At 69.2% G+C, this 24,531-nt stretch carries 25 protein-coding genes and 1 pseudogene; 11 read left to right on the plus strand and 15 right to left on the minus strand.

Annotation, left to right across the window (positions count from 1 at the left end; all coding sequences use genetic code 11):
* Window positions 1-147 precede the first annotated feature (147 nt).
* The 3 genes and pseudogenes from AC07OA_RS00855 to AC07OA_RS00865 all read right to left on the minus strand — a co-directional run bounded on the left by AC07OA_RS00855 (window position 148) and on the right by AC07OA_RS00865 (window position 2,560).
* The gene (locus AC07OA_RS00855; protein ID WP_494661865.1) at window positions 148-1,635 is read right to left on the minus strand and encodes an aldehyde dehydrogenase; all 1,488 of its coding nucleotides are present in this window, start codon (window positions 1,633-1,635) and stop codon (window positions 148-150) included.
* A gap of 104 nt (window positions 1,636-1,739) precedes the next feature.
* Window positions 1,740-1,841 (minus strand): annotated as a pseudogene (locus tag AC07OA_RS00860) (TPM domain-containing protein); the annotation flags it as partial.
* A gap of 44 nt (window positions 1,842-1,885) precedes the next feature.
* Complete coding sequence (locus tag AC07OA_RS00865; RefSeq protein ID WP_494661866.1) at window positions 1,886-2,560, minus strand: GntR family transcriptional regulator; 675 nt, start codon at window positions 2,558-2,560, stop codon at window positions 1,886-1,888.
* Window positions 2,561-2,656: 96 nt separating this feature from the next.
* Between AC07OA_RS00865 and aptA the strand changes: the two genes are divergently transcribed.
* Window positions 2,657-3,976 (plus strand): omega-aminotransferase AptA, encoded by a 1,320-nt coding sequence (gene aptA / locus AC07OA_RS00870; protein ID WP_494661867.1) that lies wholly within the window; start codon window positions 2,657-2,659, stop codon window positions 3,974-3,976.
* Window position 3,977: 1 nt separating this feature from the next.
* Window positions 3,978-4,187 (plus strand): hypothetical protein, encoded by a 210-nt coding sequence (locus AC07OA_RS00875; RefSeq protein ID WP_494661868.1) that lies wholly within the window; start codon window positions 3,978-3,980, stop codon window positions 4,185-4,187.
* A 171-nt stretch (window positions 4,188-4,358) separates the two neighbouring features.
* Here AC07OA_RS00875 and AC07OA_RS00880 read toward each other — a convergent pair whose 3' ends face one another.
* Entirely contained in the window at window positions 4,359-4,703 is a 345-nt protein-coding gene (locus AC07OA_RS00880; RefSeq protein ID WP_494661869.1) for a hypothetical protein, read from the minus strand.
* A 97-nt stretch (window positions 4,704-4,800) separates the two neighbouring features.
* Here AC07OA_RS00880 and AC07OA_RS00885 point away from each other — a divergent pair, with 97 nt between their 5' ends.
* On the plus strand, window positions 4,801-5,589 hold the full coding sequence (locus AC07OA_RS00885) for a site-2 protease family protein (RefSeq protein WP_494661870.1): 789 nt from the start codon (window positions 4,801-4,803) through the stop codon (window positions 5,587-5,589).
* A 25-nt stretch (window positions 5,590-5,614) separates the two neighbouring features.
* Here the strand turns inward: AC07OA_RS00885 and AC07OA_RS00890 are convergent, their stop codons facing one another.
* On the minus strand, window positions 5,615-6,730 hold the full coding sequence (locus AC07OA_RS00890; protein ID WP_494661871.1) for a cache domain-containing protein: 1,116 nt from the start codon (window positions 6,728-6,730) through the stop codon (window positions 5,615-5,617).
* A gap of 347 nt (window positions 6,731-7,077) precedes the next feature.
* Here AC07OA_RS00890 and AC07OA_RS00895 point away from each other — a divergent pair, with 347 nt between their 5' ends.
* The 3 genes from AC07OA_RS00895 to aroC all read left to right on the plus strand — a co-directional run bounded on the left by AC07OA_RS00895 (window position 7,078) and on the right by aroC (window position 11,599).
* Window positions 7,078-8,424, plus strand: a complete 1,347-nt coding sequence (locus tag AC07OA_RS00895) for a pectate lyase (RefSeq protein WP_494661872.1) — start codon at window positions 7,078-7,080, stop codon at window positions 8,422-8,424.
* A 93-nt stretch (window positions 8,425-8,517) separates the two neighbouring features.
* On the plus strand, window positions 8,518-10,299 hold the full coding sequence (locus AC07OA_RS00900; protein WP_494661873.1) for an aspartyl protease family protein: 1,782 nt from the start codon (window positions 8,518-8,520) through the stop codon (window positions 10,297-10,299).
* 166 nt (window positions 10,300-10,465) lie between these two features.
* Window positions 10,466-11,599, plus strand: a complete 1,134-nt coding sequence (gene aroC / locus AC07OA_RS00905; RefSeq protein ID WP_494661874.1) for a chorismate synthase — start codon at window positions 10,466-10,468, stop codon at window positions 11,597-11,599.
* Window positions 11,600-11,811: 212 nt separating this feature from the next.
* Here aroC and AC07OA_RS00910 read toward each other — a convergent pair whose 3' ends face one another.
* Entirely contained in the window at window positions 11,812-12,024 is a 213-nt protein-coding gene (locus AC07OA_RS00910; protein WP_494661875.1) for a hypothetical protein, read from the minus strand.
* Window positions 12,025-12,327: 303 nt separating this feature from the next.
* Here AC07OA_RS00910 and AC07OA_RS00915 point away from each other — a divergent pair, with 303 nt between their 5' ends.
* Together AC07OA_RS00915 and AC07OA_RS00920 are read left to right on the plus strand one after the other, a co-directional pair.
* Window positions 12,328-12,834 carry a response regulator gene (locus tag AC07OA_RS00915; RefSeq protein ID WP_494661876.1) on the plus strand — a complete coding sequence of 169 codons (507 nt, stop codon included), beginning with the start codon at window positions 12,328-12,330 and terminating at the stop codon, window positions 12,832-12,834.
* Between the two features lie 80 nt (window positions 12,835-12,914).
* Window positions 12,915-13,145 carry a hypothetical protein gene (locus AC07OA_RS00920; protein ID WP_494661877.1) on the plus strand — a complete coding sequence of 77 codons (231 nt, stop codon included), beginning with the start codon at window positions 12,915-12,917 and terminating at the stop codon, window positions 13,143-13,145.
* 60 nt (window positions 13,146-13,205) lie between these two features.
* Here AC07OA_RS00920 and AC07OA_RS00925 read toward each other — a convergent pair whose 3' ends face one another.
* From AC07OA_RS00925 to AC07OA_RS00935, 3 genes are all read right to left on the minus strand, one after another.
* Window positions 13,206-13,586, minus strand: a complete 381-nt coding sequence (locus AC07OA_RS00925; protein ID WP_494661878.1) for an ASCH domain-containing protein — start codon at window positions 13,584-13,586, stop codon at window positions 13,206-13,208.
* A gap of 4 nt (window positions 13,587-13,590) precedes the next feature.
* A complete protein-coding gene (locus tag AC07OA_RS00930; protein WP_494661879.1) occupies window positions 13,591-14,718 on the minus strand; it encodes a hypothetical protein in 1,128 nt (375 codons plus the stop codon).
* Window positions 14,719-14,782: 64 nt separating this feature from the next.
* Entirely contained in the window at window positions 14,783-15,178 is a 396-nt protein-coding gene (locus AC07OA_RS00935; protein WP_494661880.1) for a MerR family transcriptional regulator, read from the minus strand.
* 77 nt (window positions 15,179-15,255) lie between these two features.
* Between AC07OA_RS00935 and AC07OA_RS00940 the strand changes: the two genes are divergently transcribed.
* Entirely contained in the window at window positions 15,256-16,527 is a 1,272-nt protein-coding gene (locus AC07OA_RS00940; protein ID WP_494661881.1) for an NADH:flavin oxidoreductase/NADH oxidase family protein, read from the plus strand.
* Between the two features lie 6 nt (window positions 16,528-16,533).
* Here the strand turns inward: AC07OA_RS00940 and AC07OA_RS00945 are convergent, their stop codons facing one another.
* The 3 genes from AC07OA_RS00945 to AC07OA_RS00955 form a co-directional block, all read right to left on the minus strand.
* Window positions 16,534-17,073 (minus strand): YcxB family protein, encoded by a 540-nt coding sequence (locus tag AC07OA_RS00945; protein WP_494661882.1) that lies wholly within the window; start codon window positions 17,071-17,073, stop codon window positions 16,534-16,536.
* Window positions 17,074-17,083: 10 nt separating this feature from the next.
* Complete coding sequence (locus tag AC07OA_RS00950; RefSeq protein WP_494661883.1) at window positions 17,084-17,617, minus strand: YcxB family protein; 534 nt, start codon at window positions 17,615-17,617, stop codon at window positions 17,084-17,086.
* Between the two features lie 61 nt (window positions 17,618-17,678).
* Window positions 17,679-18,053: a YciI family protein gene (locus tag AC07OA_RS00955; RefSeq protein WP_494661884.1), complete on the minus strand. Its 375-nt coding sequence runs from the start codon at window positions 18,051-18,053 to the stop codon at window positions 17,679-17,681.
* A gap of 185 nt (window positions 18,054-18,238) precedes the next feature.
* Here AC07OA_RS00955 and AC07OA_RS00960 point away from each other — a divergent pair, with 185 nt between their 5' ends.
* Window positions 18,239-19,093 carry a MipA/OmpV family protein gene (locus AC07OA_RS00960; RefSeq protein WP_494661885.1) on the plus strand — a complete coding sequence of 285 codons (855 nt, stop codon included), beginning with the start codon at window positions 18,239-18,241 and terminating at the stop codon, window positions 19,091-19,093.
* Between the two features lie 144 nt (window positions 19,094-19,237).
* Here AC07OA_RS00960 and AC07OA_RS00965 read toward each other — a convergent pair whose 3' ends face one another.
* The 3 genes from AC07OA_RS00965 to queC form a co-directional block, all read right to left on the minus strand.
* Complete coding sequence (locus AC07OA_RS00965) at window positions 19,238-19,603, minus strand: 6-carboxytetrahydropterin synthase (protein WP_494661886.1); 366 nt, start codon at window positions 19,601-19,603, stop codon at window positions 19,238-19,240.
* A gap of 73 nt (window positions 19,604-19,676) precedes the next feature.
* The gene (gene queE / locus AC07OA_RS00970) at window positions 19,677-20,309 is read right to left on the minus strand and encodes a 7-carboxy-7-deazaguanine synthase (RefSeq protein ID WP_494661887.1); all 633 of its coding nucleotides are present in this window, start codon (window positions 20,307-20,309) and stop codon (window positions 19,677-19,679) included.
* 144 nt (window positions 20,310-20,453) lie between these two features.
* The gene (gene queC / locus AC07OA_RS00975; RefSeq protein ID WP_494661888.1) at window positions 20,454-21,206 is read right to left on the minus strand and encodes a 7-cyano-7-deazaguanine synthase QueC; all 753 of its coding nucleotides are present in this window, start codon (window positions 21,204-21,206) and stop codon (window positions 20,454-20,456) included.
* Window positions 21,207-21,674: 468 nt separating this feature from the next.
* Here queC and AC07OA_RS00980 point away from each other — a divergent pair, with 468 nt between their 5' ends.
* Window positions 21,675-24,506, plus strand: coding sequence for a TonB-dependent receptor (locus AC07OA_RS00980; protein WP_494661889.1), 2,832 nt, complete (start codon window positions 21,675-21,677; stop codon window positions 24,504-24,506).
* Window positions 24,507-24,531 lie beyond the last annotated feature (25 nt).

A 24,531-nucleotide genomic window follows, 5' to 3' on the forward strand; every position in this document is an offset into this window, starting at 1 on the left:
CGGGAACCCCTCTGTCCGCCGCAAGGGCAGCGGGAGCGGACCGCCGGCGGTCCGCTTGCGCTTCACGTGCGGACTGAACCAGGGGTTCCCGCCACAAGGGCGGGAATGACGACTGAGAATGGAGGTGAGTTGAACGGCTCATCCCCATCACCTCAGCGTCACCGACACCGACTTCAGGTCGGCGTACTTGTGCAGGGCGTGCAGGCTGCGATCCCGGCCGAAGCCCGACTGCTTGAAGCCGCCGAACGGCATGGTGATGTCGCAGGCGTCCCAGCCGTTGACCCAGACCAGCCCCGCCTTCAGCCTCCGGGCGCAGCCCAGGGCCTGGTCGATGTCGCTGGACCACAGGCCCGCGGCCAGGCCGTAGACGGTGTCGTTGGCCAGGCGCATGGCCTCGTCGGCGGTCTTGAAGGTCTGCACCCCCAGCACCGGGCCGAACACCTCTTCCCGCGCCAGGGTGTGGTCGGGGGCCAGGCCGTCGAAGATGGTGGGCTCCACATAGAAGCCGCCGGTCTCGGTGCGCACGCGCCGGCCGCCCAGCACCCGGCGGGCGCCCTGGCTGTCGGCGGTGGCGATGTAGTCCAGGGCGGTGTTCATCTGCCGCTCGCTGACCATGGCCCCGAAGCTTGTCTCTGGATCGAGCGGATCGCCGGGGACCATGGTCCTGGCCACGGCGACCACCTTCTCCAGGAACTCGTCCTTGATGCTGTCCTGCACCAGCAGGCGCGAGGCGGCGGTGCAGACCTCGCCCTGGTTATAGAACACGCCCCAGGCGGCGGCCTCGGCGGCGGCGTCCAGATGCTTGCAGTCGGCGAAGACGATCTGGGGCGACTTGCCGCCCAACTCCAGCGAGACGCGCTTGAGGTTGCTGCGCGCCGAATAGTCCATCAGCCGCCGGCCCACCGGACCCGAGCCGGTGAAGGCGATCATGTCGACGTCCATCGACAGGGCCAGGGCCTCGCCGGCGACGCCGCCCAGGCCGGGGATGACGTTCAAGACCCCTGCCGGGAGCCCCGCTTCGAGGGCCAGCTCGCCCAGCTTCAGCGCCGTCAGCGGCGACTGCTCGGCGGGCTTGAGGACGACGGAATTGCCCATGGCCAGGGCCGGGGCGACCTTCCACATCGCCATGTGCAGCGGGAAGTTCCAGGGCACGATGGCCCCGATCACCCCCAGCGGCTCGTGCACCGCCCACGACAGGCGGTCGATGGGCGAGGCGCCGACCTCGCCATAGATCTTGTCCAGCGCCTCGGCGTACCAGCGGGTGGTGCCGATGGCCAACGGGATGTCGACGGCACGGGCGTCGCGGATCGGCTTGCCGGTGTCCAGGCTCTCCAGCAGGGCCAGTTCCTCGGCGTCGCGTTCCATCAGCTCGGCCAGCTTGAACAGCACCGCCTTCTTGGCGCGCGGGCCCTGGTCGCGCCAGCGGCCGTCCTCGAAGGCGGCGCGGGCCGAGGCGACGGCGCGCTCGACGTCCTCGCCCTGGCAGGCGGCGACCTGGTTGATCACCTGGCCGTCGCGCGGCGAGACGTTGTGGAAGGTCGCCCCGGACGCCGCCTCGACCAGGGCGCCGTCGATCACCGCCCGCCCGGGCAGGGCGAGGGTGGCAAGGGCGTCGAGGGGACGGACGGCGGTCACGCGAAGATACTCCGAAAATTGTGATCACAGTTTGCGTCGGATCGCCGACTGTCAAGGCGGGGCGGCGGGGGAGCGGTGAGGTTTGTGCGGGGCGCCTGCTTCCTCCTCACCCGTGCAACGGGGGAGGTGGCGCGGCGCCGATAGGCGACGTGACGGAGGGGGCGTCGTGCGGCGGAGGACGCCCCCTCCGTCACGCTGCGTATCCGCAGCGCGCCACCTCCCCCGCTTTGCGGGTGAGGAGGAGAACACATCATCCCGCCCCCACCGCCACGCGCATCTTGTCCATGCCCTCGGAGATGTCGGCCGCCACGGCCCGGCGGGAGGCTTCGGCGTCGCGGGCCTTGAGCGCCTCCATGGCCTCGGCGTGGCGGTCGGCCACCAGGCCGTCGGCGCCCACCCGGCCGAACACCACCCGCATGAACGGCCCGATCTGCAGCCACAGCCCGCCGGCCATGGCCAGCAGCACCTCGGCCTCGGCCCGTTCGTAGAGGGCGAAGTGGAAGTCGTGGTTGGCGGTCATATAGGCGTCGACATCGCCCAGCTTCAGGGCGTCGTCGACGGCCGCGTCCAGGTCGCGCAGGTGTTTCAGCAGGGCCGCGTCGGCGTGGGGGGCGGCGCGGGCGGCCAGTTCCGGCTCGATCCAGAGGCGGGCCTGGGACAGCTGCTCCAGCCGCGCGGCGGTCAGGGACGGCACGGACAGGCGCTTGTTGGCCGGGTTGATCGCCAGGGCCCGCTCGGCCACCAGCCGCCGCACCGCGTCGCGCACCGGCATGGGGCTGACCCCCAGCTCGCCGGCCAGGCTGCGCAGGCTGACCCCCACGCCCGGCGCGATCCGGCCGGTGATCAGGGCCTGGCGAATGGCCTCGTAGACCTGGTCGTGGATGGCCAGGCTGTCGGCGAGAGGCTTGCGCGTCTGCGTGCTCATGCCCTCCCCGCCTCCTGAATCCGCTTGCGCCAGCCCACGCAATTGCGATCACAATGCACGCGTCCTCCCAGAACGCCAGACCCAGAGAACCCGCCCATGCCCGATTTCGGCGCAAACGACCTCGACGCCTTCTGGATGCCCTTCACGCCCAACCGGCGGTTCAAGGCCCAGCCGCGCCTGCTCAGCCACGCCGAGGGCATGCACTACAAGACGCCCGACGGCCGCCAGGTGCTGGACGCCACCTCGGGCCTGTGGTGCGTCAACGCCGGGCACAACCGGCCCAGGATCGTCGAAGCCATCCGCCGCCAGGCCGGCGAGATGGACTACGCCCCCAGCTTCAACATGGGCCACCCGGCGGCCTTCGCCTTCGCCAGCCGCATCGCCCAGATCACGCCCAAGGGGCTGGACCGCATCTTCTTCACCGGCTCGGGCTCGGAGTCGGTCGACACCGCCCTGAAGATCGCCCTGGCCTATCACCGGGCGCGCGGCAAGGGGACCAAGACCCGGCTGATCGGCCGCGAGCGCGGCTATCACGGCGTGGGCTTCGGCGGCATCTCGGTGGGCGGCATCCCCAAGAACCGGATGTACTTCGGCAGCCTGCTGACCGGCGTCGACCACCTGCCCCACACCCACGGCGTACCGGGCAACCTCTTCAGCCAGGGCCTGCCCAAGAACGGGGCCGAGCTGGCCGACGCCCTGGAGGCCATCGTCGCCCTGCACGACGCCTCCAACATCGCCGCCGTCATCGTCGAGCCCGTGGCGGGCTCGACCGGCGTGCTGGTGCCGCCCGAAGGCTATCTGCAGCGCCTGCGGGCGATCTGCGACAAGCACGACATCCTGCTGATCTTCGACGAGGTGATCACCGGCTTCGGCCGCGTCGGCGCGCCGTTCGCGGCCGAGCGGTTCGGGGTGACGCCCGACATGATCTGCATGGCCAAGGGCCTGACCAACGCCGCCGTCCCGGCGGGAGCGGTGGCGGCCAGCGAGGCGATCTATCAAGCGATGATGGACGGCGCCGACGCCCCCATCGAGCTCTTCCACGGCTACACCTATTCGGCCCACCCCCTGGCCTGCGCGGCGGGCATGGCGACGCTGGAGGTCTATCAGGAGGAGGGCCTCTTCCAGCGGGCGCTGGACATGGAGCCCTACTGGCGCGCGGCGGTGCACTCGCTGAAGGACGCCCGCCACGTGATCGACATCCGCGACTTCGGCCTGATCGCCGGCATCGAACTGGCCCCGAGGCCGGGCGCCCCCACGGCCCGGGCCATGGAGGCCTTCGAGACCGCCTTCGACAAGGGTTTGCTGATCCGCGTCACCGGCGACATCATCGCCCTGTCGCCGCCGCTGATCATCGAGCAGAGCCAGGTGGACCAGGTGGTGGAGACGATCCGAGGGGTGCTGAGCGGGGTGGATTAGGATGGGCTTCTTCAGCCGCATCGCCGACGCCATCGCCCGCGAGCGCCGCGCCTGGCGCATCCGCTGCGAGAACTGCGGCCGCGACCGGCCGTTCAGGGGCGGCCTGCGCCTGTGGGCCACGAGCCCGGTGCGCAAGCTGGGCGAATGCACGGGGTGCGGGCGGCTGGGGCCGATGGTGGTCTATCACGCGGGGCGGACGCCTCGGGGGTGAGGCTTCGACGGCATTTCCCAATACTATCGTCATTCCCGCCCTTGTGGCGGGAACCCCTCTGTCCGCCGCAGGTGCAGGGGTGTGGCGCGCTGGCGCGCCAAGGCAACGCACGTACGAGCTGAACCAGGGGTTCCCGCCACAAGGGCGGGAATGACGGCCGGAGATTGGGTTTTACGAAACCGAATACCCGTTCGCCGACAGGCACCGGTCCGTCGCCGCCTCGATGGCGGTGTTGTGGCTGCGGCGGTACTTGCCGGACTTGACCCGGTCGTAGGGGGCCTTCAGGCGCAGGCCGGTGTCGCCGGCCGGCGTGCCTTGGGCGGCCGGCGAGGCGGGCGAGATCTTGAAGTTGTCGGTCTTGCCGGCGCGGACCTGGTCGCGGCAGGCGGCGAACGTGGTGGCGAACATCCGCTCGTCGCTGCTGGGGCCTCGGCTGGCCATCTGGCCGCCGGAGGCGCAACCGCCCAGCAGGGCGGTCAGGGTCAGGGCGGCGGCGGCTTGCATCGTCAGGTTCATGGTCGGGTTCCCTCGCTCGTTCCCCAACTGCTCCCAGGCAGCGCGCGGGCGGCGATCTTGGTTCCCGCCCGGAGCCGGAGCAGCTACAACCTGCAGCATGACCCTCGCCGACGTCCGCCCCACCAAGCCCTCGCGCCCCGCCCCGATCAGCGCCAACGCCCTGATCCTGGTGGCGATCTTCACGGGCCTGGCCTTCGCCCTGGCCCGCCTGCCCGACCCGCCGGGCGTGCTGACCTTCGCCTTCGTGGTGGTGGGCTGGATCCTCAGCGTGGTGATCCACGAATTCGCCCACGCCTTCGTGGCCTGGAAGGCCGGCGACCACACCATCGCCGACAAGGGCTACCTGACCCTGGACCCGGTGAAATACACCGACCTGTCGACCAGCCTGATCCTGCCGCTGATCGCCCTGGCCCTGGGCGGCATCGGCTTTCCGGGCGGGGCGGTCTATCTGCGCGACGACCTGATGCGCAGCCGGCGCGGCCGGGCCCTGGCCTCGCTGGCCGGGCCGCTGGGCACGCTGCTGGTGCTGATCGTGCTGGCGATCTGCCTGGCCGCCGACCGGGCGTTCGGGGTGGAGACCAGCGCCCTGTCGCGCGCCGCGGCCTTCCTGGCCTTCCTGCAGGCCTTCGCCCTGGTGCTGAACCTTCTGCCCCTGCCCGGCCTGGACGGCTTCGGCGTGATCCGCCCCTATCTGCCGGAGGGGATCCAGCAGCAAGCCACGCGCCTGGGCGGGCTGGTCTTCATCGGCGTGTTCCTGGCGATCTTCTTCGTGCCGGGCGTCAGCGCGGTGCTCTACACCGTGGTGCTGACCATCACCGACCTGCTGGGCGTCGCGCGGCGCGACATCGTCGGCGGGCTGACGGCGTTCCGGTTCTGGGAGGTTTGACCCCTCTCCCAGAGGGAGAGGGGCTTTAGGCCGCGCTCAGCTTGCTCGCCAAGGTCGGCGGGGGCGTCGCGGCGGGGCGAACGGCGCCCGCCTTCTCGACCTCGGCCGTCTGGACCAGGCAGCCGTACCAGCCCAGGCCCTCGTAGGTCTCGTAGCCCGGGGTCAGGGCGTAGCCGATGGTCTTGGCGCCGTCGGCGTAGCTGCTCATCACGCCGCCGGCGGTGTCGAGCTTGAAGGTCTCTTCCAGCACGCCCTTGCCGTCGGAGCTGGCCAGCACCCGGTGGTTCTGGTCCAGCAGCATCACCCGCGAGCGGGCGCGCTCTTCCTCGGTCAGGCGCACGCCGTCGACCACCGCCTGGGCCTGGGGCTTCCAGTCGAAGTGGATGCCCAGGACGCCCAGCACCTTGCCGCCCGCCTGGCCGCCCTCGCGGATGGCCGTGGCGTAGGTGGCCACCGGGGCGTCGTTCAGCGCCTTGACGCGCTCGATGTCGGCCACGGCGAAGTCGTCGCCCGACTTGGTGCGCATGGCGTTGCGGAACCAGTCGGCCTCGGCCACCGAGATGTTCTTGGCGGCCGGATACTTGTCGGGACGGCCCGTGGCGATCACCCGCCCCTGGGCGTCGGCGATCCAGAGGTCGAGATAGACGGTATAGGCGTCCAGGATCACCTTCAGCCGCTGGCTGGCATAGGCGCAGGCCTCGCGCGTCGGCGCGGCGACGCAGTCGACCACGGCGCTGTCGGTGGCCCACCAGCGCACGTCGCAGGTGCGCTCATAGAGGTTGCGGTCGATGATCTCGATGGCGTTGAGGGCCAGGTCCACCAGGCGCTGGCCGCGCAGGTGACCCAGGATGGCGCCGCCGATCTGGGTCAGCTCGTTGAGGTCGGCGCGCACCTGGCTCTCCAGGGCGGCGGCCACCACGTCGATCTGGGTGGAGATCGTCTTGAACTCCTCGGCCACGATCGCGAAGCCGCGTCCGGCCTCGCCCGCGCGGGCGGCCACGATCAGGGCGTTGATGGCCAGCATCTTGGCCGAGCGGTTGACGTAGGCGATCTCGCCGATCTTCTCGCCCGCGACCACGCTGAGCCGCTCGCTGAGTTCCAGGATACGCTCTGGGCGGAGGCTGGCGTCTTGGTCGGACATGTTTCCCCCGAAACAAGGCAGCGGGATTCGAACGGCCGAATCACTCGCCGGATGGGGGAGCATGACACCAGTGTCAGGTTCGCGGGATGGGGGCAGGACAATAGGTCGCGCGTTTTCGACGACGTTTCGAACGACCGACCCCATGGCGCCCGAATTGTCGGCAAATCATGCCTTCGAACGCCCGTTCGCTAACCATGATTGTGGCGAGCGCTGTCAACCGACCGTCACGCAAAGCTTTGCAATACAACGATGACACCGGTGGACAGGACTTACCGCACGAGTGATGTTCGCCCCAACGAACGCTCCGGTCGGCCGTTGCCCCGATGAGCGCAAGACCGGGGAAACGCATGCCTGTCCGATACGCTCTCGCGGCCGCGCTGGCCCTGACCACCGCCGCCCACGCCGCCCCGCATGAGGTCCTGGCCTTCCCCGGCGCCGAGGGGGCGGGACGCCTCTCGACCGGCGGGCGCGGCGGGGCGATGCTGAGGGTGACCAATCTGGACGACGCCGGTCCGGGCAGCCTGCGCGCCGCCGTCGAGGCCAAGGGGCCGCGCACCGTGGTCTTCGACGTGGCCGGCACGATCCCGCTCAAGACCCCGCTGAAGATCGTCGAGCCGAACATCACCATCGCCGGCCAGACCGCCCCGGGCGGCGGGATCACCCTGCGCGACCAGACCCTGATCGTGGCCGCCGACGACGTGGTGATCCGCTTCATCCGCTCGCGCCTGGGCGACGAGAGCCGGACCGAGGGCGACGCCATCTGGATCAACAAGGGCCGGCGGATCATCCTGGACCACGTCTCGGCCAGCTGGTCGGTGGACGAGACCCTGTCGGCCTCGGCGCGCTACGACGAGCCGGGGCAGGGCTTCCATGATCTCACCGTCCAGTGGTCGATCATCAGCGAAAGCCTGCGCCACTCGATCCACGCCAAGGGCGACCACGGCTACGGCAGCCTGATCCGGGGCGGGAACGGTTCGAAGATCAGCTTCCACCACAATCTGTGGGCCAGCCACCTGGCCCGCATGCCGCGCCCCGGCAACTACGAGGGGCCGGACAAGGACCCGGTCGGGGCGTTCTTCGATTTCCGCTCCAACGTCTTCTACAACTGGGGCAAGGGCCGGGCCGGCTACGACGCCGACAAGGCCTCGCTGGCGGCCTACAACTTCGTCGACAACGCCTATGTCACGGGTCCCGACAGCGAGAAGGCCATCGCCTTCAACGAGAGCAACAGCCTGGCCAAGGCCTGGTTCGCCGGCAACAGCATGAACGGCGTGGTCCCCGCCGATCCGTGGAGCCTGGTCGACGGGCTGCAGGCCGACGGCTACCGCCAGGCGGGGCCGATCGACGTGGCCCCGGTCGCGCCCGATCCGGCGGCCAGCGCCTATGAGCGCGTGCTGAAGGACGCCGGCGCCTCGACGTTCCGCGACAGCGTCGACGCCCGCGTGATCGCCGGGGTGCGCGACAAGACCGGCAAGCAGATCGACAGCCAGAAGGACGTCGGCGGCTGGCCCGCCCTGCCCCCGGGCAAGGCCCCTGTCGACACCGACGGCGACGGCATGCCCGACGCCTGGGAGAAGGCCCACGGCCTCGACCCGAAAAAGGCCGACGGCGCCCTGGACCGCGACGACGACGGCTGGACCAACCTGGAGGACTACCTGGCGGACGCCGCCAAGCAGCGGCGCCGGACGACCTGAACAAGAAGGCTGGCGAACTCTACCTTGAGGCGTCATGAATAGGCGGCCGTCGGTCCGACAGGAGCGGGCCATGGGCGCGTAACGGGGGGATGCATGTCTGGAGTATTCGGGTCGGGCCAGCGGCTGGGCGGACTTTTGCTGGGCGCGGCCCTGGCGGCGGTGGCCGCGCCGCAGGCCGCCTTCGCGGCGGCCGGCTGCCAGGTGGTCAAGTTCGCCGACATTCCGGTGACCATGGCCGGTCGTAGACCGATCATCGGCGCCAAGATCAACGGCCAGGAGGCGCGCTTCGTCCTCGACAGCGGCGCCTTCTACAGCACCATCGCCCAGGCCAACGCCCAGGAGTTCGGCCTGAGCGTCCGCAGCATGGGGCCGAACGTCAAGATGAAGGGCGTGGGCGGCGAGACCGGCCTGGGCGTGGCCACGGCCAAGACCTTCACCATCGCCGGCGAGGACATCCGCAACGTCGAGTTCGCGGTGGGCGGCGGCGACACCGGCTATGCCGGCATGCTGGGCCAGAACATCCTGGGCCTGCAGGACGTCGAATACGACCTGCCGCACGGCGCGGTGCGGCTGATGAAGGTGGACGGCTGCAAGGACAAGGGCCTGGCCTACTGGACCGGCGACCGGCCCTACACGGTGCTGAAGCTGCGCTACACCGACCAGGGCCGCACGCGCACGATCGGCAAGGTCACCGTCAACGGCGTGGAGCTGGACGCCATGTTCGACACCGGCGCCTCGACCTCGGTGCTGTCCCTGCCGGCGGCCAGGCGCCTGGGCCTCACGCCCGACAGCCCGGGGGTCGAGCCGGACGCCACGTTCGTGGGCGTCGGGCGCAAGACCGTGCGGTCGTGGCGCGCCAAGCTGGACACCATCGACATCGCCGGCGAGACGATCAAGCGGCCGACGTTGCGGATCATGGACCAGTCGCTGGACGACATCGACATGCTGATCGGCATCGACTTCTTCCTCAGCCACCGGGTCTTCGTCGACAACGAGAACCACCGCATGTTCATCACCTACGAGGGCGGGCCGTTCTTCGGCCTGTCGCCCAAGGGCGCCGTGGACAGCGACGGCAAGGCGCTGGACCTGACCGACAAGTCCGAGGCGCCCACCGACGCGGCCGGCTACAGCCAGCGCGGCGCCGTGGCCGCGTCCAAGGGCCAGATGGAAGCGGCGATCGCCGACTTCGGCAAGGCCATCGAGCTGGCGCCGACCGAGCCGCGCTACCGCCTGCAGCGGGCCCAGGCCCACATGGCCGCGCGCGAGCTCAAGCCGGCCCTGGCCGACCTGGACAAGGCCGTCGAGCTGGCGCCGGACGACGCCGAGCCCCGCATGGCGCGCGCCCCTGTGCTGCTGGCCAAGGGCGACCGCGACGGCGCCGTCGCCGACCTGGAGGCGGCGGGCAAGGACCTGCCCCCCTCGTCGGACGCCCGCATGCGCCTGGGCGGGCTTGCCGACCGCGCCGACCTGCCCGAGATCGCCCTCAAGAACTACGATCTCTGGCTCCGCGCCCATCCCGAAGACGCGCAGCGCGCGGAAGCCTTCAACGGCCGCTGCTGGGCGCGGGCCCTGCTGAACCGGGAACTGGACGCGGCGCTCGGCGACTGCCAGGCGGCGCTGAAGCTGCGTCCCGGCTCGCCGAACATCCTGGACAGCCGCGCCCTGGTGCGGCTGCGGCGCGGCGAACTGGACAAGGCCCTGGCCGACTACGACGCCGCCCTGGCCGCCCGCCCCCGCCAGGCCTGGTCGCTCTACGCCCGCTCTGTGGCCCTGCGCCGCGCCGGCAAGACCGACAAGGCCGACGCCGACAAGGCCCTGGCGCTGTCGATCGATCCGAAGGTGGCTGTACGGGGGAAGCTGTACGGGGTGGAGTAGCGCTCTTAGGCCCTCCCCCTGTGGGGGAGGCGATCGCGAAGCGATCGGTGGGGAGATATTGCGCGGGTTGGCCCACTCCCCCCTCCGGCCCTTCGGGCCACCTCCCCCACAGGGGGAGGATCTTGTTGGTTTTGCCCCTCCTCAAGCTTTCCGCTACACCGCCCCCATGTCGCACAACACCTTCGGCCACCTGTTCCGTGTCACCACCTGGGGCGAGAGCCACGGCCCGGCCCTGGGCTGCGTGGTCGATGGCGTGCCGCCCGGCATCGCCATCAGCGCCGAGGCCATCCAGGCCTTCCTCGACAAGCGCCGCCCCGGCCAGGGCAAGTTCGTCACCCAGCGCCAGGAGCCGGACGTCGTGCGCATCCTGTCGGGGGTGTTCGAGGACGAGCGGACGGACGGCCTGCGCACCACCGGCACGCCGATCAGCCTGATGATCGAGAACACTGACCAGCGCTCCAAGGACTATGGCGAGATCGCCCAGGCCTTCCGCCCCGGCCACGCCGACTATCCCTATTTCGCCAAGTACGGCGTGCGCGACTATCGCGGCGGCGGGCGCAGCTCGGCGCGCGAGACCGCCGCGCGAGTGGCCGCCGGCGCCGTGGCGCGGCTGGTGATCCCCGGCGTCACGGTGCGCGCCGCCCTGGTGCAGATCGGCCCGCACAAGATCGACCGCGCCAATTGGGATTGGGATCAGACGAACGAGAACCCCTACTGGTCGCCCGACGCCGCCGTGATCCCCGTGTGGGAAGAGCACCTGGAAAAGGTCCGCAAGGCTGGCTCCTCGACCGGCGCCGTGGTCGAGGTGGAGGCCGTGGGCGTTCCGGCCGGCTGGGGCGCGCCGCTCTACGGCAAGTTGGACGCCGAGCTGGCCTCGGCCCTGATGTCGATCAACGCCGCCAAGGGCGTGGAGATCGGCGAGGGCTTCGCTTCGGCCGCGCTCTCCGGCGAGGATAACGCCGACCAGATGCGCATGGGCCCTGATGGGGGCAACGACGGTCCAGTGTTTCTTAGCAACCACGCCGGGGGCGTCTTGGGCGGCCTCTCCACCGGCCAGCCGGTGGTGGCGCGGGTGGCGTTCAAGCCGACCTCCTCGATCCTGGTGCCGCGCGAGACCGTGAACGAGGCGGGCGCCGAGATCGACCTGCGCACCAAGGGCCGTCACGATCCGTGCGTGGGCATCCGCGGCGTGCCGGTGGTCGAAGCCATGACCGCCTGCGTCCTGGCCGACGCCTTCCTGCGCCATCGCGGCCAGACCGGCGGCGGGGCGTTCGTGCCTGGGGTCGAGGGGCGGGTTTAAAGGGCGCGCCCCTCTCAATCTCAGCCGTCATTCCCGCCCTTGTGGCGGGAACCCCTGGTTCAGCTTGCACGTGAAGCGTCTTGGCGCGCTGGCGCGCCACCCTCCCGCACCTGCGGCGGACAGAGAGGTTCCCGCCACAAGGGCGGGAATGACGGCTTTAAAAAAGAAGATCGGTGGAGGCGTCCGAGGGTTTGGAAGCCGCGCCCTAGCCGCTAGCCCTTGCGCGCCTCGGGCCATTCCTCGGGGCGCATGATCATGGTCGGACGCAGGAACGGCGACTGCACGCGGTCGTAACCGTAAACGTCAAGATCTCGACAGATGATCTCAAGCAATTCCCCGCCGCTCACCTCGGGCGGGGGCTCATCGTGGATTTGCGCCCAGAGCTCCAGAGCTTCGCGCTTGATGAGTTCGTCACGAGACGGCATTGGAAACAAATCCTCCAGCCACTCAACTCTCCGACGATGCGACTCGTTCCTGTATTTTTCGTTGACAAAAGGTAATCAAGCTCCGCCGAAAATTAAGGATGTTCTCATCCGGGATACAACCAAGACTCTTCCGAACCCGTCGCATCCACGCGCCCGACACCCCGCGCCGCCTATGTCGAATTTCGACTAAAGACTGAAAACATTGAGCTTTCCGGTCAATTTGCGATTGACCGCGTGTTTCAGCCCCGTAACCTTCGACCCGTGCGAGCCGCCCTGCGGGCCGCCGCCGGAAAGAGCGGGCCCGTGCGCTTCGATCTGCTGAAGATCCTGCTGGTCGACGATAATCAGCATATGCGCGTGCTGCTGACCGAGATCCTGCGGGCGCTGGGCGTGCGCCACATCTTCGAGGCCCTGGACGGGGCCGAGGCCCTCCACGCCATGCGCGAGACCCAGATGGACCTGGTCATGACCGACCTGACCATGGGTCCGCTGGACGGCATCGACTTCGTCAATCTGCTGCGCAACTCGCCCGACAGCCCCGATCCCTTCGCGCCCGTCATCATGATCACCGGCCACTCCACCCTGCGCCGGGTGGCCGAGGCGCGCGACGCGGGGGTAAACGAGTTCCTGGCCAAGCCGGTGACGGCGCGCGGCGTGATCCACCGCATCAACCTGATCATCGAGCACCCCCGCCCCTTCATCCGCTGCGCCGACTATTTCGGCCCCGACCGGAGACGGCGGGCGGATCCGAACTTCCAGGGGCCGTACCGGCGCGGCGGCGATCCGGGCGTGATGATCGACGCGTATTGAGCACAGCGGCCATCCGACGCGGAGACGCCTGCCCCGCGCCGGGCTAGAAGGCGAACCTCGGTTTTTCAGTGAGCGTCTTCATGTTCTCGCGTCGCCTGCCCCTTGCCCTGGCCCTGCTGGCCGTCGCCGTCACCAGCCAGGGCTGCCTGGCCGTCGCCGCCGGCGGCGCCGTGGTGGGAGCGGCCGGGACCGTGGTCGGAACCACCGGCAAGGTCGTGGTCGCCGGCGGCAAGGCCGTGATTCCGGGCGAAAGCAAGAAGGACCGCGAAAAGCGCGAGTTCAAGGAATGGAAGAAGGCCCAGCGGGGCTAGAGCGTTTTCGAGCGAAGTGGACACCGGTTCGCGTGAAGAAAACGCGTAAAACAAAGAAATCTAGAGCCGCTCGACCACCTCGAAGACCTCCAGCCACAGCGTCATCTTCGGATCGAAGCCGCCGTTGCGCTCGAAATAGGCCCGGTGCGCGTCACGCCACCAGGCCAGGCTGAGATCGCCCTCGCCCTCCAGCCGCGCGAAGGCTTCGTCCACCGCGTCGAAGGCGCGGGCCTCCAGGCTGAGCGTCTCGATCACCGCGCGCGGCGTTCCCGCCCCGTCGCAGGCCACCATCCGCTTGCCGACATGGGTCTCGACCGTCTCGCGCTCCGACCAGCAGGTGGCCGTCTTGGCTCCGCTCAACACCAGGGCCAGGAGCTCGTCCGCCAGGGCGGGACTGTCGCCGAAGCTGAAGCGCTCGAGCGTCGTCCAGTCGCGATCCATGCCCCTACTCCGCCTGGACGCCCGGCGGCAGGCGGTCCGGGCGCTGCGGGATGGGCTTGCCGGGATCCAGCTGGATCAGGTTCGCCCCGCTCGCGCCCAGGGCGGCGGCCACCGCCGGCCAGCGGGCGTCGTCCACGGCCACATAGACCCGCACGCCCTTCAGCCGTCCGGGGCGCGCCTTGGCGGCGGCGTCCGCCAGGGCCGCCACCAGATTGTCCGCGTCGGGCGAGCCGAACATCAGGACCTCGCCGGGCCTGGCCTGGGGCTTGCGGATCGCGTCGCGCAGCCAGGCTAGGGACGGGGCGTAGTCGGGCACGTCCTTCCGCCGCAGGACGATCGTGGCGGGATAGGCGTCCTCTTCGCGCGCGGTGAGCCGGTAGAAGGCCTCCTGCAGATATTCGGACCATTCCAGCTCGCCGCCCGCGACCGGCCCGACCAGGGGCTGGACCATGGCGGCGATCTCGCGGGCTTCGGCCTCGCGCCGCTGGGCCACCACCCGGCGGGCGGCGTCCTGGAGCGCTTCCCAGTCCGGTCCCGACGGCGGCCGCACCTGGCCGGTGGCGAGGTCGACCCGGATCTCGATGACGCCCTTCGACGCCGGCGGGTCGCCGGGACCCAGGACCTGGAGGACCAGGTCGGCTCCGTCCAGCCTGTGCTCGCTGGCCCAGCGCAGCGAGCTGGTCGACCGCTCCAGCCCCTCGACATAGGCCTCGGGCACGATGTCGGTCAGGCGCAGGGAGCGCACCAGCGTCCCGTCCGCCCCATAGATCACCACCACGTCCGGCCCGAGTCCGACGCGGAACCAGTTGTCGAAGGTGACGACATGGCCGCCGTCCGGGGCCACCAGGGCGTCGACGGGGGCCACGGAATTGACGAGGGGCCGGTCCCAGACCGCGACCCAGCGCCCCTTGGGATCGCGCTTCTCCAGCACCCCGCGCGCCGGGACGCCGACCACGTCGAGCCGGCCGGGGGTGACGGTCAGCCGGACCGCCTTGTCGGGCGACGCATAGACCTCGGTCCGGGGCGGAGCCCACGAGTCGGCCACGGCCCGGCCCGCGCCGCCGATGGCCAGCAGCACCGTCAGGACCAGGGCGGCCCACGCCGCCACGCCTCGGCTATCGCGTCGATCCATTCCCGCCCCCGTCCGGTTCACGCGCGAGACCCTGCGGGCGCGGCAAGAAAATTACAAGCGTGATCTATTCCGCCGCCATCGCCTCGGCCGCCTGACGGCCCGCTTCCAGCGCCGCGATCAGGCCCACGATCTCCTCGCGGGTGGCCTGGGCGGCGGCGATGTGGGTCTCGACGTCGGCCAGCTTGCGGCGCAGGGCGGGCAGGACGGTCTGGCACGACACCGGGTGGCCGTCGGTCTTTGACGCGTTTTGGGGCGCGGCCGCCCCAGCGCGGATCTCCTTCAGCGAGAAGCCCAGCTTCTGGGCGCGCTCGATGAAGACGATCAGCTCGACCGTCGCGGCCGGATAGTCGCGATAGCCGTTGGCCGCGCGGTCGGCGGGGGCGATCACCCCCTCGGCCTCGTAGAAGCGGATGCGCGAGGTGGTGACCCCCGCGGCCCGGGCGACGTCGCCGATCTTCATGTTCGAGCTTCCCGCTTGACCTTCAACCTAGGTTGAAGGTGTAGGCCTTCGTGATCGAAGTTCCAACAGGTCCCGACATGTCGCAGATCCCCGCAGCCTCGTCGTTCGTCACCCCGTTGTTCTCGCCGCTCACCCTGCCCAACGGGACGGTGCTGAAGAACCGTCTGGCCAAGGCGGCCATGGAGGAGAACATGGCGACCGACGACGCCCTGCCCGGCGCGGCCCTGCTGAAGCTGTACTCGGCCTGGGCCAAGGGCGGGGCCGGGCTGATCCTGACCGGCAACGTCATGGTCGACGCCCGCGCCATGACCGGCCCCGGCGGGGTGGTGCTGGACGCCGCCCAGCCACTGGAGCCCTTCCGCGAATGGGCGAAGACGGCGCGGGCCGGCGGGGCTCAGGTGTGGATGCAGATCAACCATCCGGGCCGCCAAACGCAGGCCGCCCTCGGCCAGGAGACGCTCGCCCCCTCGGCCGTGGCCATCGACCTCGGCCAATACTCCAAGCTGTTCGCCACGCCCCGCGCCATGACCGCGCGGGAGATCGGGGAGCTGGTGGAGCGCTTCGCCGTCACCGCCGCCCGGGCCGAGGAGGCCGGCTTCACCGGCGTGCAGATCCATGCCGCCCACGGCTATCTGCTCAGCCAGTTCCTCTCGCCCCTGACCAATCGGCGCACCGACGCCTGGGGCGGGTCACTGGAGAACCGCGCGCGTCTGCTGCTCGACATCGTCCGCGCCGTGCGGGCCCGGGTGTCGCCCGGCTTCTGCGTGGGGGTGAAGCTGAACTCGGCCGACTTCCAGAAGGGCGGCTTCGAGCCGGCCGACGCCGCGGCCGTGGTAGGCTGGCTGAACGACCTTGCCGTCGACCTGGTCGAGCTGTCGGGCGGCAGCTACGAGAGCCCGGCCATGCAGGGCGAGGCCAAGTCGAGCACCCTCGCGCGGGAAGCCTATTTCATCGACTTCGCCCGCGAGATCGGCGCGGCCGCGAAGATGCCGGTCATGGCCACCGGCGGCGTGCGCCGCCTGGCGGTGGCCAGCCAGGCCCTGGAGTCGCAAGACGGCCGCGACGGGGTCGACGTGGTGGGCGTGGCCAGGGCCATGGCCTTCGTCCCCGACCTGGCCGACCGCTGGCGGCGCGGCGAGAGCCTGGAAGTCGCCCTGCCGGTGGCCAAGTGGAAGAACAAGGTGGCCGCCAGCCTGGCCGACATGGCCGTCACCAAGGCCCAGCTGCGCCGCATGGGCTCCGGCCGCCGCCCCGACGCCAAGACCTCGCCCCTGCTGAGCCTGATCCGCGACCAGCTGTGGTCCAAGGGCCGGACCAAGCGGTATCGCACGTGGGTGGCGGGGCGGTAGGGGCGCTCAAGCAACCCGTCTTCGGGCCTTGCCCACGCGCCCAACCTCGGCAGCCAGATAGCCGCGGATCTCGTCGGCCTGGGCCGCGTCGAACAGGCGCTTGGACACATAGTTGTAGAGCCGGGGGCTCTGCCACAGCAGGAAGCCGCCGGGACTTTCCTGCCATTTGGCCAAGTCGCCCCAAGGCCAACGGGATTGACCATGGCGGCTTTCCATCAGGAAGCCCTCGGCGTCCCAGGCGAAGGTGTGGTCGTCTTGGAAGCCCTTGTCGCGCGCCAGGGACCTGCGGACCGAGGCGGGCAGCAGCCAGCGATCACCGATGACCTGCCAGATCAGCAGGGCCACGCCCACCGTCATCCAGCCCCACAACTCGAAGACGCCATCCCAATGGCCTTCAGAAGCCTGCCAGACGCCCAGCAGCACGCCGATCAGCAAGAAGCCGGTGGGCACGAGCCGCACCACCCGCACCAGCGGCTGGACGTTGTAGGCGTGGCGACGCGCGTCGACGAGATCGGCCTCGATGTAGCGGTAGGTGACGGTCTGCATGAACGTCTCGCTATTTCCGAGTCTTGCCGGGGCCGCCCAGGGCGGCGGTCAGGTGGTCGCGAATCTCGGCGACCTGGCCGTCGTCGAACAGGCGCTTGGGCAAGGCGTTGAACAGGTTGTCGCTCTGGAACGCCAGCAGCAGCGTGTCGCTTTCCAGCCACCGGACATAGTCGGCCCAGGCCACCCGGGTCTGCCCGTTGGCGATCGCGAAGCTGATCCCTTCGGCGTCCCAGCTGATCGTGGCCTCGCCCTGCAGGCTCTTCTGCTGCGCCAGGAGGCGTTTGGCGCGGCGTGGCAGCAGGACCTTGTCGTTCAGCACGTTGAGGCCGAGCAGCAGGCCGGCCAGGACCAGCATCGGCAGGTTCAGCAGCAGGCCATAGAGGACGCCCCGATCGCGGAACTCGGTCCACGAGGTCAGGAGGCTGAACGCGATCAGAATCAGCGGCATCCAACGGCTGAACCGCACGAGCCAGCTGTGGCGCAGTTGCAGCCGCCAGGCGTCGAGGAAGTCCTCGGGAATATACTGGAAGGAAACCGACGCCATGAACGCTCGCGGACAAAACCCTAGGCTGTCGACTTAGCCCGCCGCACCCTCAAGGCCAAGCTCAGGCCGCCCCCACCGCCGCTCCGGGCAGGAACAGCCGCATGGGTCGCACTTCGTAGGCCCCGCCGGGATTGGCCACGCCCAGTTCGCGGGCGATGGCCAGGGCCTCGTCCATGTCGGCGACGTCCAGGGTGTAGAAGCCCAGGAACTGCTCCTTGGTCTCGGCGAAGGGACCGTCGGTGACGAAGGGGGTCTCGGACTTGACCAGGGTCTTGGCCGCGTCGGTGCCAGTCAGCCGGCCGGAGGGGCCCATCTTGCCCTCGGCGATCAGGCGGTCGTGGACCACCGACAGCCGGCCCATGACGGCGGCGTCCTGCTCCGGGGTCCAGCCCAGGACCTCGGCCTCGTTGTTGTAGCACAGCAGCATGTAGAGCATCGGCGGCCTTCCCCGGCGTCATCGGCGAGGCAGAGATAGGCCAGCCGCGCGCCCAGTGGAAGAGCGGCGTTTTCCGAGACCCGTCCTGAGCGTCGCCCCGGATTCCACGCGGCCCGCCTAGGGGTTCGCCCGCATTGGCGAGGCCCGTCCGGCGCGCCAATGCTTTCCCCCGAAGGAGGCCTGTCGTGCAGGGTTTCGCCGTGGACGCGCCCCAGGTTCCCGGACGCCGCCGCCTTGCGGCCTGGTGGACCGTGGCGGCCTGCGCGGCCGTCGCGGCGTCGATGCTCCCGCGCCCGGTTCAGGCTGGCACGGACTTGGCCGACATCACGATCTTCGGATGGTCGCTGCACGACCTGCGTCTGGGCGTGCGCGTCGCGCCCGACTACATGGGCTCGAACGACTATCGCCCATTTCCCAGCGGCAGCATCAACTTTTCCCGACGAGGCACGGCGCCCGCCTTCGGCGCGCCGGACGACGGCGCGAGCCTGGGGCTGATCGGCGGCTCCGGCTGGTCCGCCGGCGTGGCCGGTCGCCTGCGCGGCCCGCGCGAGAACGACGACGACCTGACGGGGTTCGAGAAGGTCGACTGGGCGGCCGAGGGCGGCGTCTTCGCCACCTCCTGGCCCCGCGATTGGCTACGCCTGCACGGCGAACTGCGGCGCGGGGTCGGCGGTCATCATTCCTGGGTCGCCGATGTCGGGTCCGACGCGGTCTGGCGCGAGGGGCCGCTGGTCGCGTCGCTGGGACCGCGCCTGTCGTGGGCGGACGACGGCTTCGCCCGCACCTATTTCAGCGTCAGCCCTATCGAAGCGGCTCGAAGCCCGTTCGACATCGCGCCCTACGCGCCCGACGGTCCCGTCCTGGCCGCCGGCCTCACGGCCAGCGCGGAATATCGCCTGAACCGCCACTGGAACCTCGTCGGCGCCGCCCGATACCGTCGCGTGCTCGGCGACGCCGCCGACAGTCCCGTCGTCGCGGACCTGGGATCCGCGGATCAGTTCAGCGCCTCGCTGAGCTTTCGCTACACGCTGGGGCGATGAGCCCCCAACCCCGCTCATCCCGGCGAATGCCGGGACCCAGATCCTATGGCTGTGCGGATGGTTGGAAACGCTCAGCGCTCATGGCGTCAGCCACATCGCCATTCCATCTGGGTCCCGGCATTCGCCGGGATGAGCGGAATTTGTTTACAGCACCAGCGCGCAGCTCTCGCCGATCGTCGGGCGCGACAGCACCACGCGCGACAGGCCGGGGAACTGGGGTTGCAGGCGCTCGGCGAAATAGAGGCAGATGCGCTCGAGGGTCGGGCTCTCCAACCCCGGGCGGTCGTTGAGCAGGCCGTGATCCAGCTCGGAGGCGACGGCCTTCAGCGCCACGTCCAGGCTCTCCAGGTCGGCCACCCAGCCGGCGTCCTGCATCTGCCCCTTCACGCTGGCCTCCACCCGGAAAGAGTGGCCGTGCAGCTTGCGGTAGCGATGGTCCGAGGGACCTTGCTCGATGTAATGGGCCGCGTCGAAGAACGCGGCCTTCGTGATCTCGAAGACGGGCTTCATCTGTGTACTTCTTTGACAAGGCCTGGGAGGCTCTAGCGCGTCGACCCTGTCACCAAGTCGAGCGCCTTATCCGTCAGGGCAGGCCGAGATATTTGTGCGTCTGGACGCTTAAACGCCATTGTGGGTGCGAAAGGCAATAGGCGACGGCCAATTGCGTGTTCCGCTCGCGGTCCGGACCGTCCATCGGCTGGAGGTAGAAGCGCTCGAAATCCAGAGCCGCGAAGCGCTCGGGCATGGCCTTGTCCTGCGGGAAGACCAGCTTCAGTTCCTGGCCCCGGGTCTGGACCACGGGGGCGTCGGCCTTGGGGCTGACGCACACCCAGTCGATGCCTTCCGGCGCGACCACGGTGCCGTTGCTCTCGCAGGCGATCTGGAAGCCGCGCGCGTGCAGGGCGTCGATGGCCGCGGCGTCCAGCTGCAGCAGCGGCTCGCCGCCGGTGCAGACCACCAGGCGGTCGTGCGGACCGCCGGTCCAGGCCGCCTCGACCGCGTCGGCCAGGGCGTCGGCCGTGGCGAACTTGCCGCCGCCCTCGCCGTCCGTGCCCACGAAGTCGGTGTCGCAGAAGGTGCAGACGGCCTTGTGGCGGTCCTGCTCGCGGCCGGTCCACAGGTTGCAGCCGGCAAAGCGGCAGAACACGGCGGCCTTGCCCGCCTGGCCGCCCTCGCCTTGCAGGGTGAGGAAGATTTCCTTGACGGTGTAGGTCATCGCGCGACCCACAAAACGGCTGTCATCCCGGACAAGCGCGCAGCGCGCCGATCCGGGACCGACGCCTGAGCGCCGCGTTCCAGGTCGGTCCCGGATCTGCGCTTCGCTTGTCCGGGATGACAGCCGTGGTGGGGTGAAAGAACGTTAGACACCGAGCGCTTCCCGCCCGCTTGCGTCCCACTCTTCATAACCCTTCTGGCGCAGGTCGCAGGCCGGGCATTCGCCGCAGCCGTGGCCCCAGGGGTGCAGGTCGCCGCGGTCGCCCTGGTAGCAGGTGTGGCTCTCGACCACGATCAGGTCGACCAGGTCCTCGCCGCCCAGTTGCTTGGCCAAGGCCCAGGTCTCGGCCTTGGTCAGCTTCATCAGCGGGGTCTCGATGACGAAGTCGCGGTCCATGCCCAGGTTCAGCGCGCTCTGCATGGCGTCCAGGGTGTCGCGGCGGCAGTCGGGATAGCCCGAGAAGTCGGTCTCGCACATGCCGCCGACCAGCGCCCCCAGGCCCCGGCGGTCGGCCAGGGCGGCGGCGTAGATCAGGAACACCAGGTTGCGGCCCGGCACGAAGGTGGACGGCAGGCCGCGCTCGGTCATCTCGATGGCGACGTCGGCGGTCAGGGCCGAATGGGCCACCGCGCCGAAGCCGGTCAGGTCCAGAACGTGGTCCTCGCCCAGGCGCTCGGCCCAGTGCGGGAATCGGGCGGCGATCTGGTGACGCACGGCCACGCGCGCCTCCATCTCGATGGCGTGGCGCTGGCCGTAGTCGAAGCCGACGGTCTCGACGCGGTCGTAGCGCTCGAGCGCCCACGCCAGGCAGACGCTGGAATCCTGACCGCCCGAGAACAGCACGAGCGCGGCGGCGGCGCGCGACGGCGCGGCCGGGGAAGAGGGGGAAACGGACATGCCGCCTCTCTACACGAGAGCGGCCGGCTTGGCACGCCGCCGCCCGCCCGTCCGCGCGGCGTGGCGGTCACACCGATGAAACAAATGTTTCGAACAACGATATTTGAGCTGTACCTTCGGCGCGAATGAGACACTATCGGCTGAACGCGCTCACTGATCGCGCTAGGTTTTCCGGCCTGAAACACCGCTTGACGCAACGTCAGGCGTCGAACCGGTTTTTCGAATTTTTCTCTAAACTTACTCGCGACAGGTGAATGTCGCGGCAGGCAAAGTGAAAAGCCGTAACCTATCAATGTTCACTTACGCCAAGGCCGGTTGACAGCCCAAGTTCCCAAGTATGCAATCGCTCCATTGCTGGGATGGGTCGGCCGTATGCCCGCCCAGCGCATATAAGTACGGCGCCGAGGAAACAACGCGATGTCCGCAGGCCCCGCAATAAGGGGCCGCGACATCCAGGGAGGGAATAGAATGTCGCAATCTCTGCGTATGCGGAGCCTGCTGGCTATGGGCGCGTCCGTGTCCGTGCTGGCCGCCGTCTCGATCGCCGCTCCGGCCTTCGCCCAGACAGCTCCCAAGCCGGCCGCCCCGCAAGGCGGCGGCAACGTGCTGGAAGAGCTGGTCGTCACCGCCCAGAAAAAGGAAGAAGCCCTGCAGGACGTGCCGATCGCGGTGTCGGCCTTCAGCCAGGACACCCTCGAGGCGCAGAAGATCGACGGCGGGCCGAACCTGCAGCAGGCCATACCGAACGCCACCTTCGCCAAGGGCAACTTCACCAACAGCTTCAACTTCGCCATCCGCGGCATCGGCAACAAGGCCGTGGGCGTGGCCACCGACGCGGGCGTGGGCCTGCACGAGAACAACGCCCCCCTGCAGGTGGGCAACCTGTTCGACGCCGAGTTCTTCGACGTGGAGCGCGTGGAAGTGCTGCGCGGCCCGCAGGGCACGCTGTACGGCCGCAACGCCACCGGCGGCCTGGTCAACATCATCACCGCCAAGCCGGTGGGCGACTTCGAGGCCAACGTCCGGGCCGAATACGGCAACTACAACACCCAGAAGGTGCGCGGGATGATCAACATCCCGATCATGGGCGACAAGCTGGCGATCCGCGCCGCCGGCAACTACCTCAAGCGCGACGGCTACGTCACCAACACCTACAACGACCACAAGGTCGACGACCGGGACCTGTACTCGACCCGCGTCTCGGTGATGTTCAATCCCATCGACTCGCTGCGCACCAACTTCATGTGGGAGCACTTCAAGGAGGACGACGCCCGCGCCCGTGTCGGCAAGCAGCTGTGCACCAAGGACAACGGCCCGGCCACCGTGGGCGGCTTCAACACCGGCGCGGCCCGCGCCTTCCTGACCCAGGGCTGTCTGCCCGCCTCGCTGTACGCCGACAGCGCCTACGGCACGGTCAACACCTCGGGCACCCTGACCGGCGAGCTGGGCAACATCTTCGGCTTCACCAGCGGCGACGCCAACTTCGGCGACACCACCAGCCGCAACCTGCGTGAGATCGAGACGATGTTCGACCCGATCTACCGGTCGAAGTCGGACGTCTACCAGTTCAACCTGGCCTATGACCTGACCGACGACCTGACCTTCACGGCCCTGACCTCGTACAGCAAGGGCAACGTCTACACGAAGCTGGACTACAACCGGAACGTCTCGACGGTCTCGTTCAACTCCGTGCCGGGCATCACCAGCTCGAACGGCACCTTCACCGACCCGCAGGTGGGCACGACCAACAAGTTCACCACCCTGGACGTCTCGTCGGGCAACTCCAAGCAGTGGAGCCAGGAAGTCCGCCTGCAGTCGAACTTCGACGGCCCGCTGAACTTCAACTTCGGCGGCATCTGGTTCGACTACAAGACCGTCACCGACTACTACGTGATCGGCAACTCGCTGACCATGTCGGCCCTGGCCCTGAACTTCCAGAACACCGGCAACCCCAACTGCAACCCGGTGACCCTGCCGACTAGCTGCATCGGCATCGATCAGAACGCCACCCCGGACGGCAGCGGCCACAACTACTATGACAACCGCTCGCCCTATCACCTGAAGTCGAACGCCATCTTCGGCGAGCTGTACTGGCAGGCCAACGAGAAGCTGAAGTTCACCCTGGGCCTGCGCCGCACGCACGACGACAAGGTGCAGCAGAACTTCGAAACCGTCCTGCTGTCGCCCGGCATCGGCCTGGAGCAGGACCCGGTCACCCCCGAGAACCGCACCGTGTTCAACGAGCTGACCGGCCGCTTCGGCTTCGACTACAAGCTGACCGAAGACAACCTGCTCTATGCCTTCTATTCCAAGGGCTACAAGGGCGGCGGCTCGAACCCGCCAGCGGCGGCCGGCGCGGCGGGCACCCAGGCCACCTTCGCGCCCGAGTTCGTCAACGCCTACGAGATCGGGTCGAAGAACACCCTGCTGGGCGGCAGCCTGATGCTGAACGCCACCGGCTTCTACTACGACTACCAGGGCTACCAGATCTCCAAGATCGTCAACCGCACCTCGGTCAACGAGAACGTCAACGCCACGGTCTACGGCCTGGAGCTGGAATCGGTCTGGTCGCCGGTCCAGAACCTGCGGCTGAACGCCAATCTCGGCTATCTGGACACCAAGATCGGCAAGGGCGTCACCTCGGTCGACACCATGAACCGCACCCAGAGCAACCCGCTCTACCAGGTGGTCAAGGCCGGCCCCAGCCTGCCCGGCGTGGCGGTCGGCTCCAACTGCGTGCTGACCACCGCCGGCGTGGCCACCCTGATCGCCCTGGGCCAGGGCGCCAGCGTCCCGTTCGCCTGCGGCGGTCCGGCGCTCTACCAGGCCTTCCTGCAAAGCCGGGGCGCCTCGCTGGCCCAGGCCCAGGGCCTGGCCTACGGCATCGGCCTCTACAACTACGGCCCCGGCTACTCGCTGGAAGGCACGTCCGCGGACCTGTCGGGCAACGAGCTGCCCAACTCGCCGCACTGGACCATCTCGCTGGGCGCCCAGTACACCTGGGACTTCTCCAGCGGCTGGTCGGCCACCCTGCGCGGCGACTACTACCGCCAGAGCCAGCAGTTCACCCGGGTCTACAACACCGAGTACGACCGCCTGAAGGCGTGGAACAACGCCAACATCACCCTGAAGATCGAGAAGCCCGAGTGGGGCCTGCAGATCGACGCCTACGTCAAGAACCTGACGAACAAGACGCCGATCACCGACGCCTACACCACCGACGACAGCTCGGGCCTGTTCACCAACCTGATCACCCTGGAGCCGCGCACCTACGGCGTCAGCATCCAGAAGTCGTTCTAACCGCCGTCCGACGGCGGATAGAAGG

The organism is Caulobacter sp. GW821-FHT09B08 (genome assembly GCF_059418225.1).

What these genes read in the sequence shown, in the direction of transcription:
- queC (WP_494661888.1), bottom strand. Translation starts at nt 21,206, where the DNA reads ATGTCCGTTTCCCCCTCTTCCCCGGCCGCGCCGTCGCGCGCCGCCGCC.
- AC07OA_RS00885 (WP_494661870.1), top strand. Translation starts at nt 4,801, where the DNA reads ATGACCCTCGCCGACGTCCGCCCCACCAAGCCCTCGCGCCCCGCCCCG.
- AC07OA_RS00955 (WP_494661884.1), bottom strand. Translation starts at nt 18,053, where the DNA reads ATGCTCTACATGCTGCTGTGCTACAACAACGAGGCCGAGGTCCTGGGC.
- queE (WP_494661887.1), bottom strand. Translation starts at nt 20,309, where the DNA reads ATGACCTACACCGTCAAGGAAATCTTCCTCACCCTGCAAGGCGAGGGC.
- AC07OA_RS00875 (WP_494661868.1), top strand. Translation starts at nt 3,978, where the DNA reads ATGGGCTTCTTCAGCCGCATCGCCGACGCCATCGCCCGCGAGCGCCGC.
- AC07OA_RS00925 (WP_494661878.1), bottom strand. Translation starts at nt 13,586, where the DNA reads ATGGATCGCGACTGGACGACGCTCGAGCGCTTCAGCTTCGGCGACAGT.
- AC07OA_RS00865 (WP_494661866.1), bottom strand. Translation starts at nt 2,560, where the DNA reads ATGAGCACGCAGACGCGCAAGCCTCTCGCCGACAGCCTGGCCATCCAC.
- AC07OA_RS00945 (WP_494661882.1), bottom strand. Translation starts at nt 17,073, where the DNA reads ATGCAGACCGTCACCTACCGCTACATCGAGGCCGATCTCGTCGACGCG.
- AC07OA_RS00940 (WP_494661881.1), top strand. Translation starts at nt 15,256, where the DNA reads ATGTCGCAGATCCCCGCAGCCTCGTCGTTCGTCACCCCGTTGTTCTCG.
- AC07OA_RS00895 (WP_494661872.1), top strand. Translation starts at nt 7,078, where the DNA reads ATGCCTGTCCGATACGCTCTCGCGGCCGCGCTGGCCCTGACCACCGCC.
- AC07OA_RS00935 (WP_494661880.1), bottom strand. Translation starts at nt 15,178, where the DNA reads ATGAAGATCGGCGACGTCGCCCGGGCCGCGGGGGTCACCACCTCGCGC.
- aroC (WP_494661874.1), top strand. Translation starts at nt 10,466, where the DNA reads ATGTCGCACAACACCTTCGGCCACCTGTTCCGTGTCACCACCTGGGGC.
- AC07OA_RS00980 (WP_494661889.1), top strand. Translation starts at nt 21,675, where the DNA reads ATGTCGCAATCTCTGCGTATGCGGAGCCTGCTGGCTATGGGCGCGTCC.
- AC07OA_RS00890 (WP_494661871.1), bottom strand. Translation starts at nt 6,730, where the DNA reads ATGTCCGACCAAGACGCCAGCCTCCGCCCAGAGCGTATCCTGGAACTC.
- AC07OA_RS00965 (WP_494661886.1), bottom strand. Translation starts at nt 19,603, where the DNA reads ATGAAGCCCGTCTTCGAGATCACGAAGGCCGCGTTCTTCGACGCGGCC.
- AC07OA_RS00920 (WP_494661877.1), top strand. Translation starts at nt 12,915, where the DNA reads ATGTTCTCGCGTCGCCTGCCCCTTGCCCTGGCCCTGCTGGCCGTCGCC.
- AC07OA_RS00930 (WP_494661879.1), bottom strand. Translation starts at nt 14,718, where the DNA reads ATGGATCGACGCGATAGCCGAGGCGTGGCGGCGTGGGCCGCCCTGGTC.
- AC07OA_RS00900 (WP_494661873.1), top strand. Translation starts at nt 8,518, where the DNA reads ATGTCTGGAGTATTCGGGTCGGGCCAGCGGCTGGGCGGACTTTTGCTG.
- AC07OA_RS00910 (WP_494661875.1), bottom strand. Translation starts at nt 12,024, where the DNA reads ATGCCGTCTCGTGACGAACTCATCAAGCGCGAAGCTCTGGAGCTCTGG.
- AC07OA_RS00950 (WP_494661883.1), bottom strand. Translation starts at nt 17,617, where the DNA reads ATGGCGTCGGTTTCCTTCCAGTATATTCCCGAGGACTTCCTCGACGCC.
- AC07OA_RS00880 (WP_494661869.1), bottom strand. Translation starts at nt 4,703, where the DNA reads ATGAACCTGACGATGCAAGCCGCCGCCGCCCTGACCCTGACCGCCCTG.
- aptA (WP_494661867.1), top strand. Translation starts at nt 2,657, where the DNA reads ATGCCCGATTTCGGCGCAAACGACCTCGACGCCTTCTGGATGCCCTTC.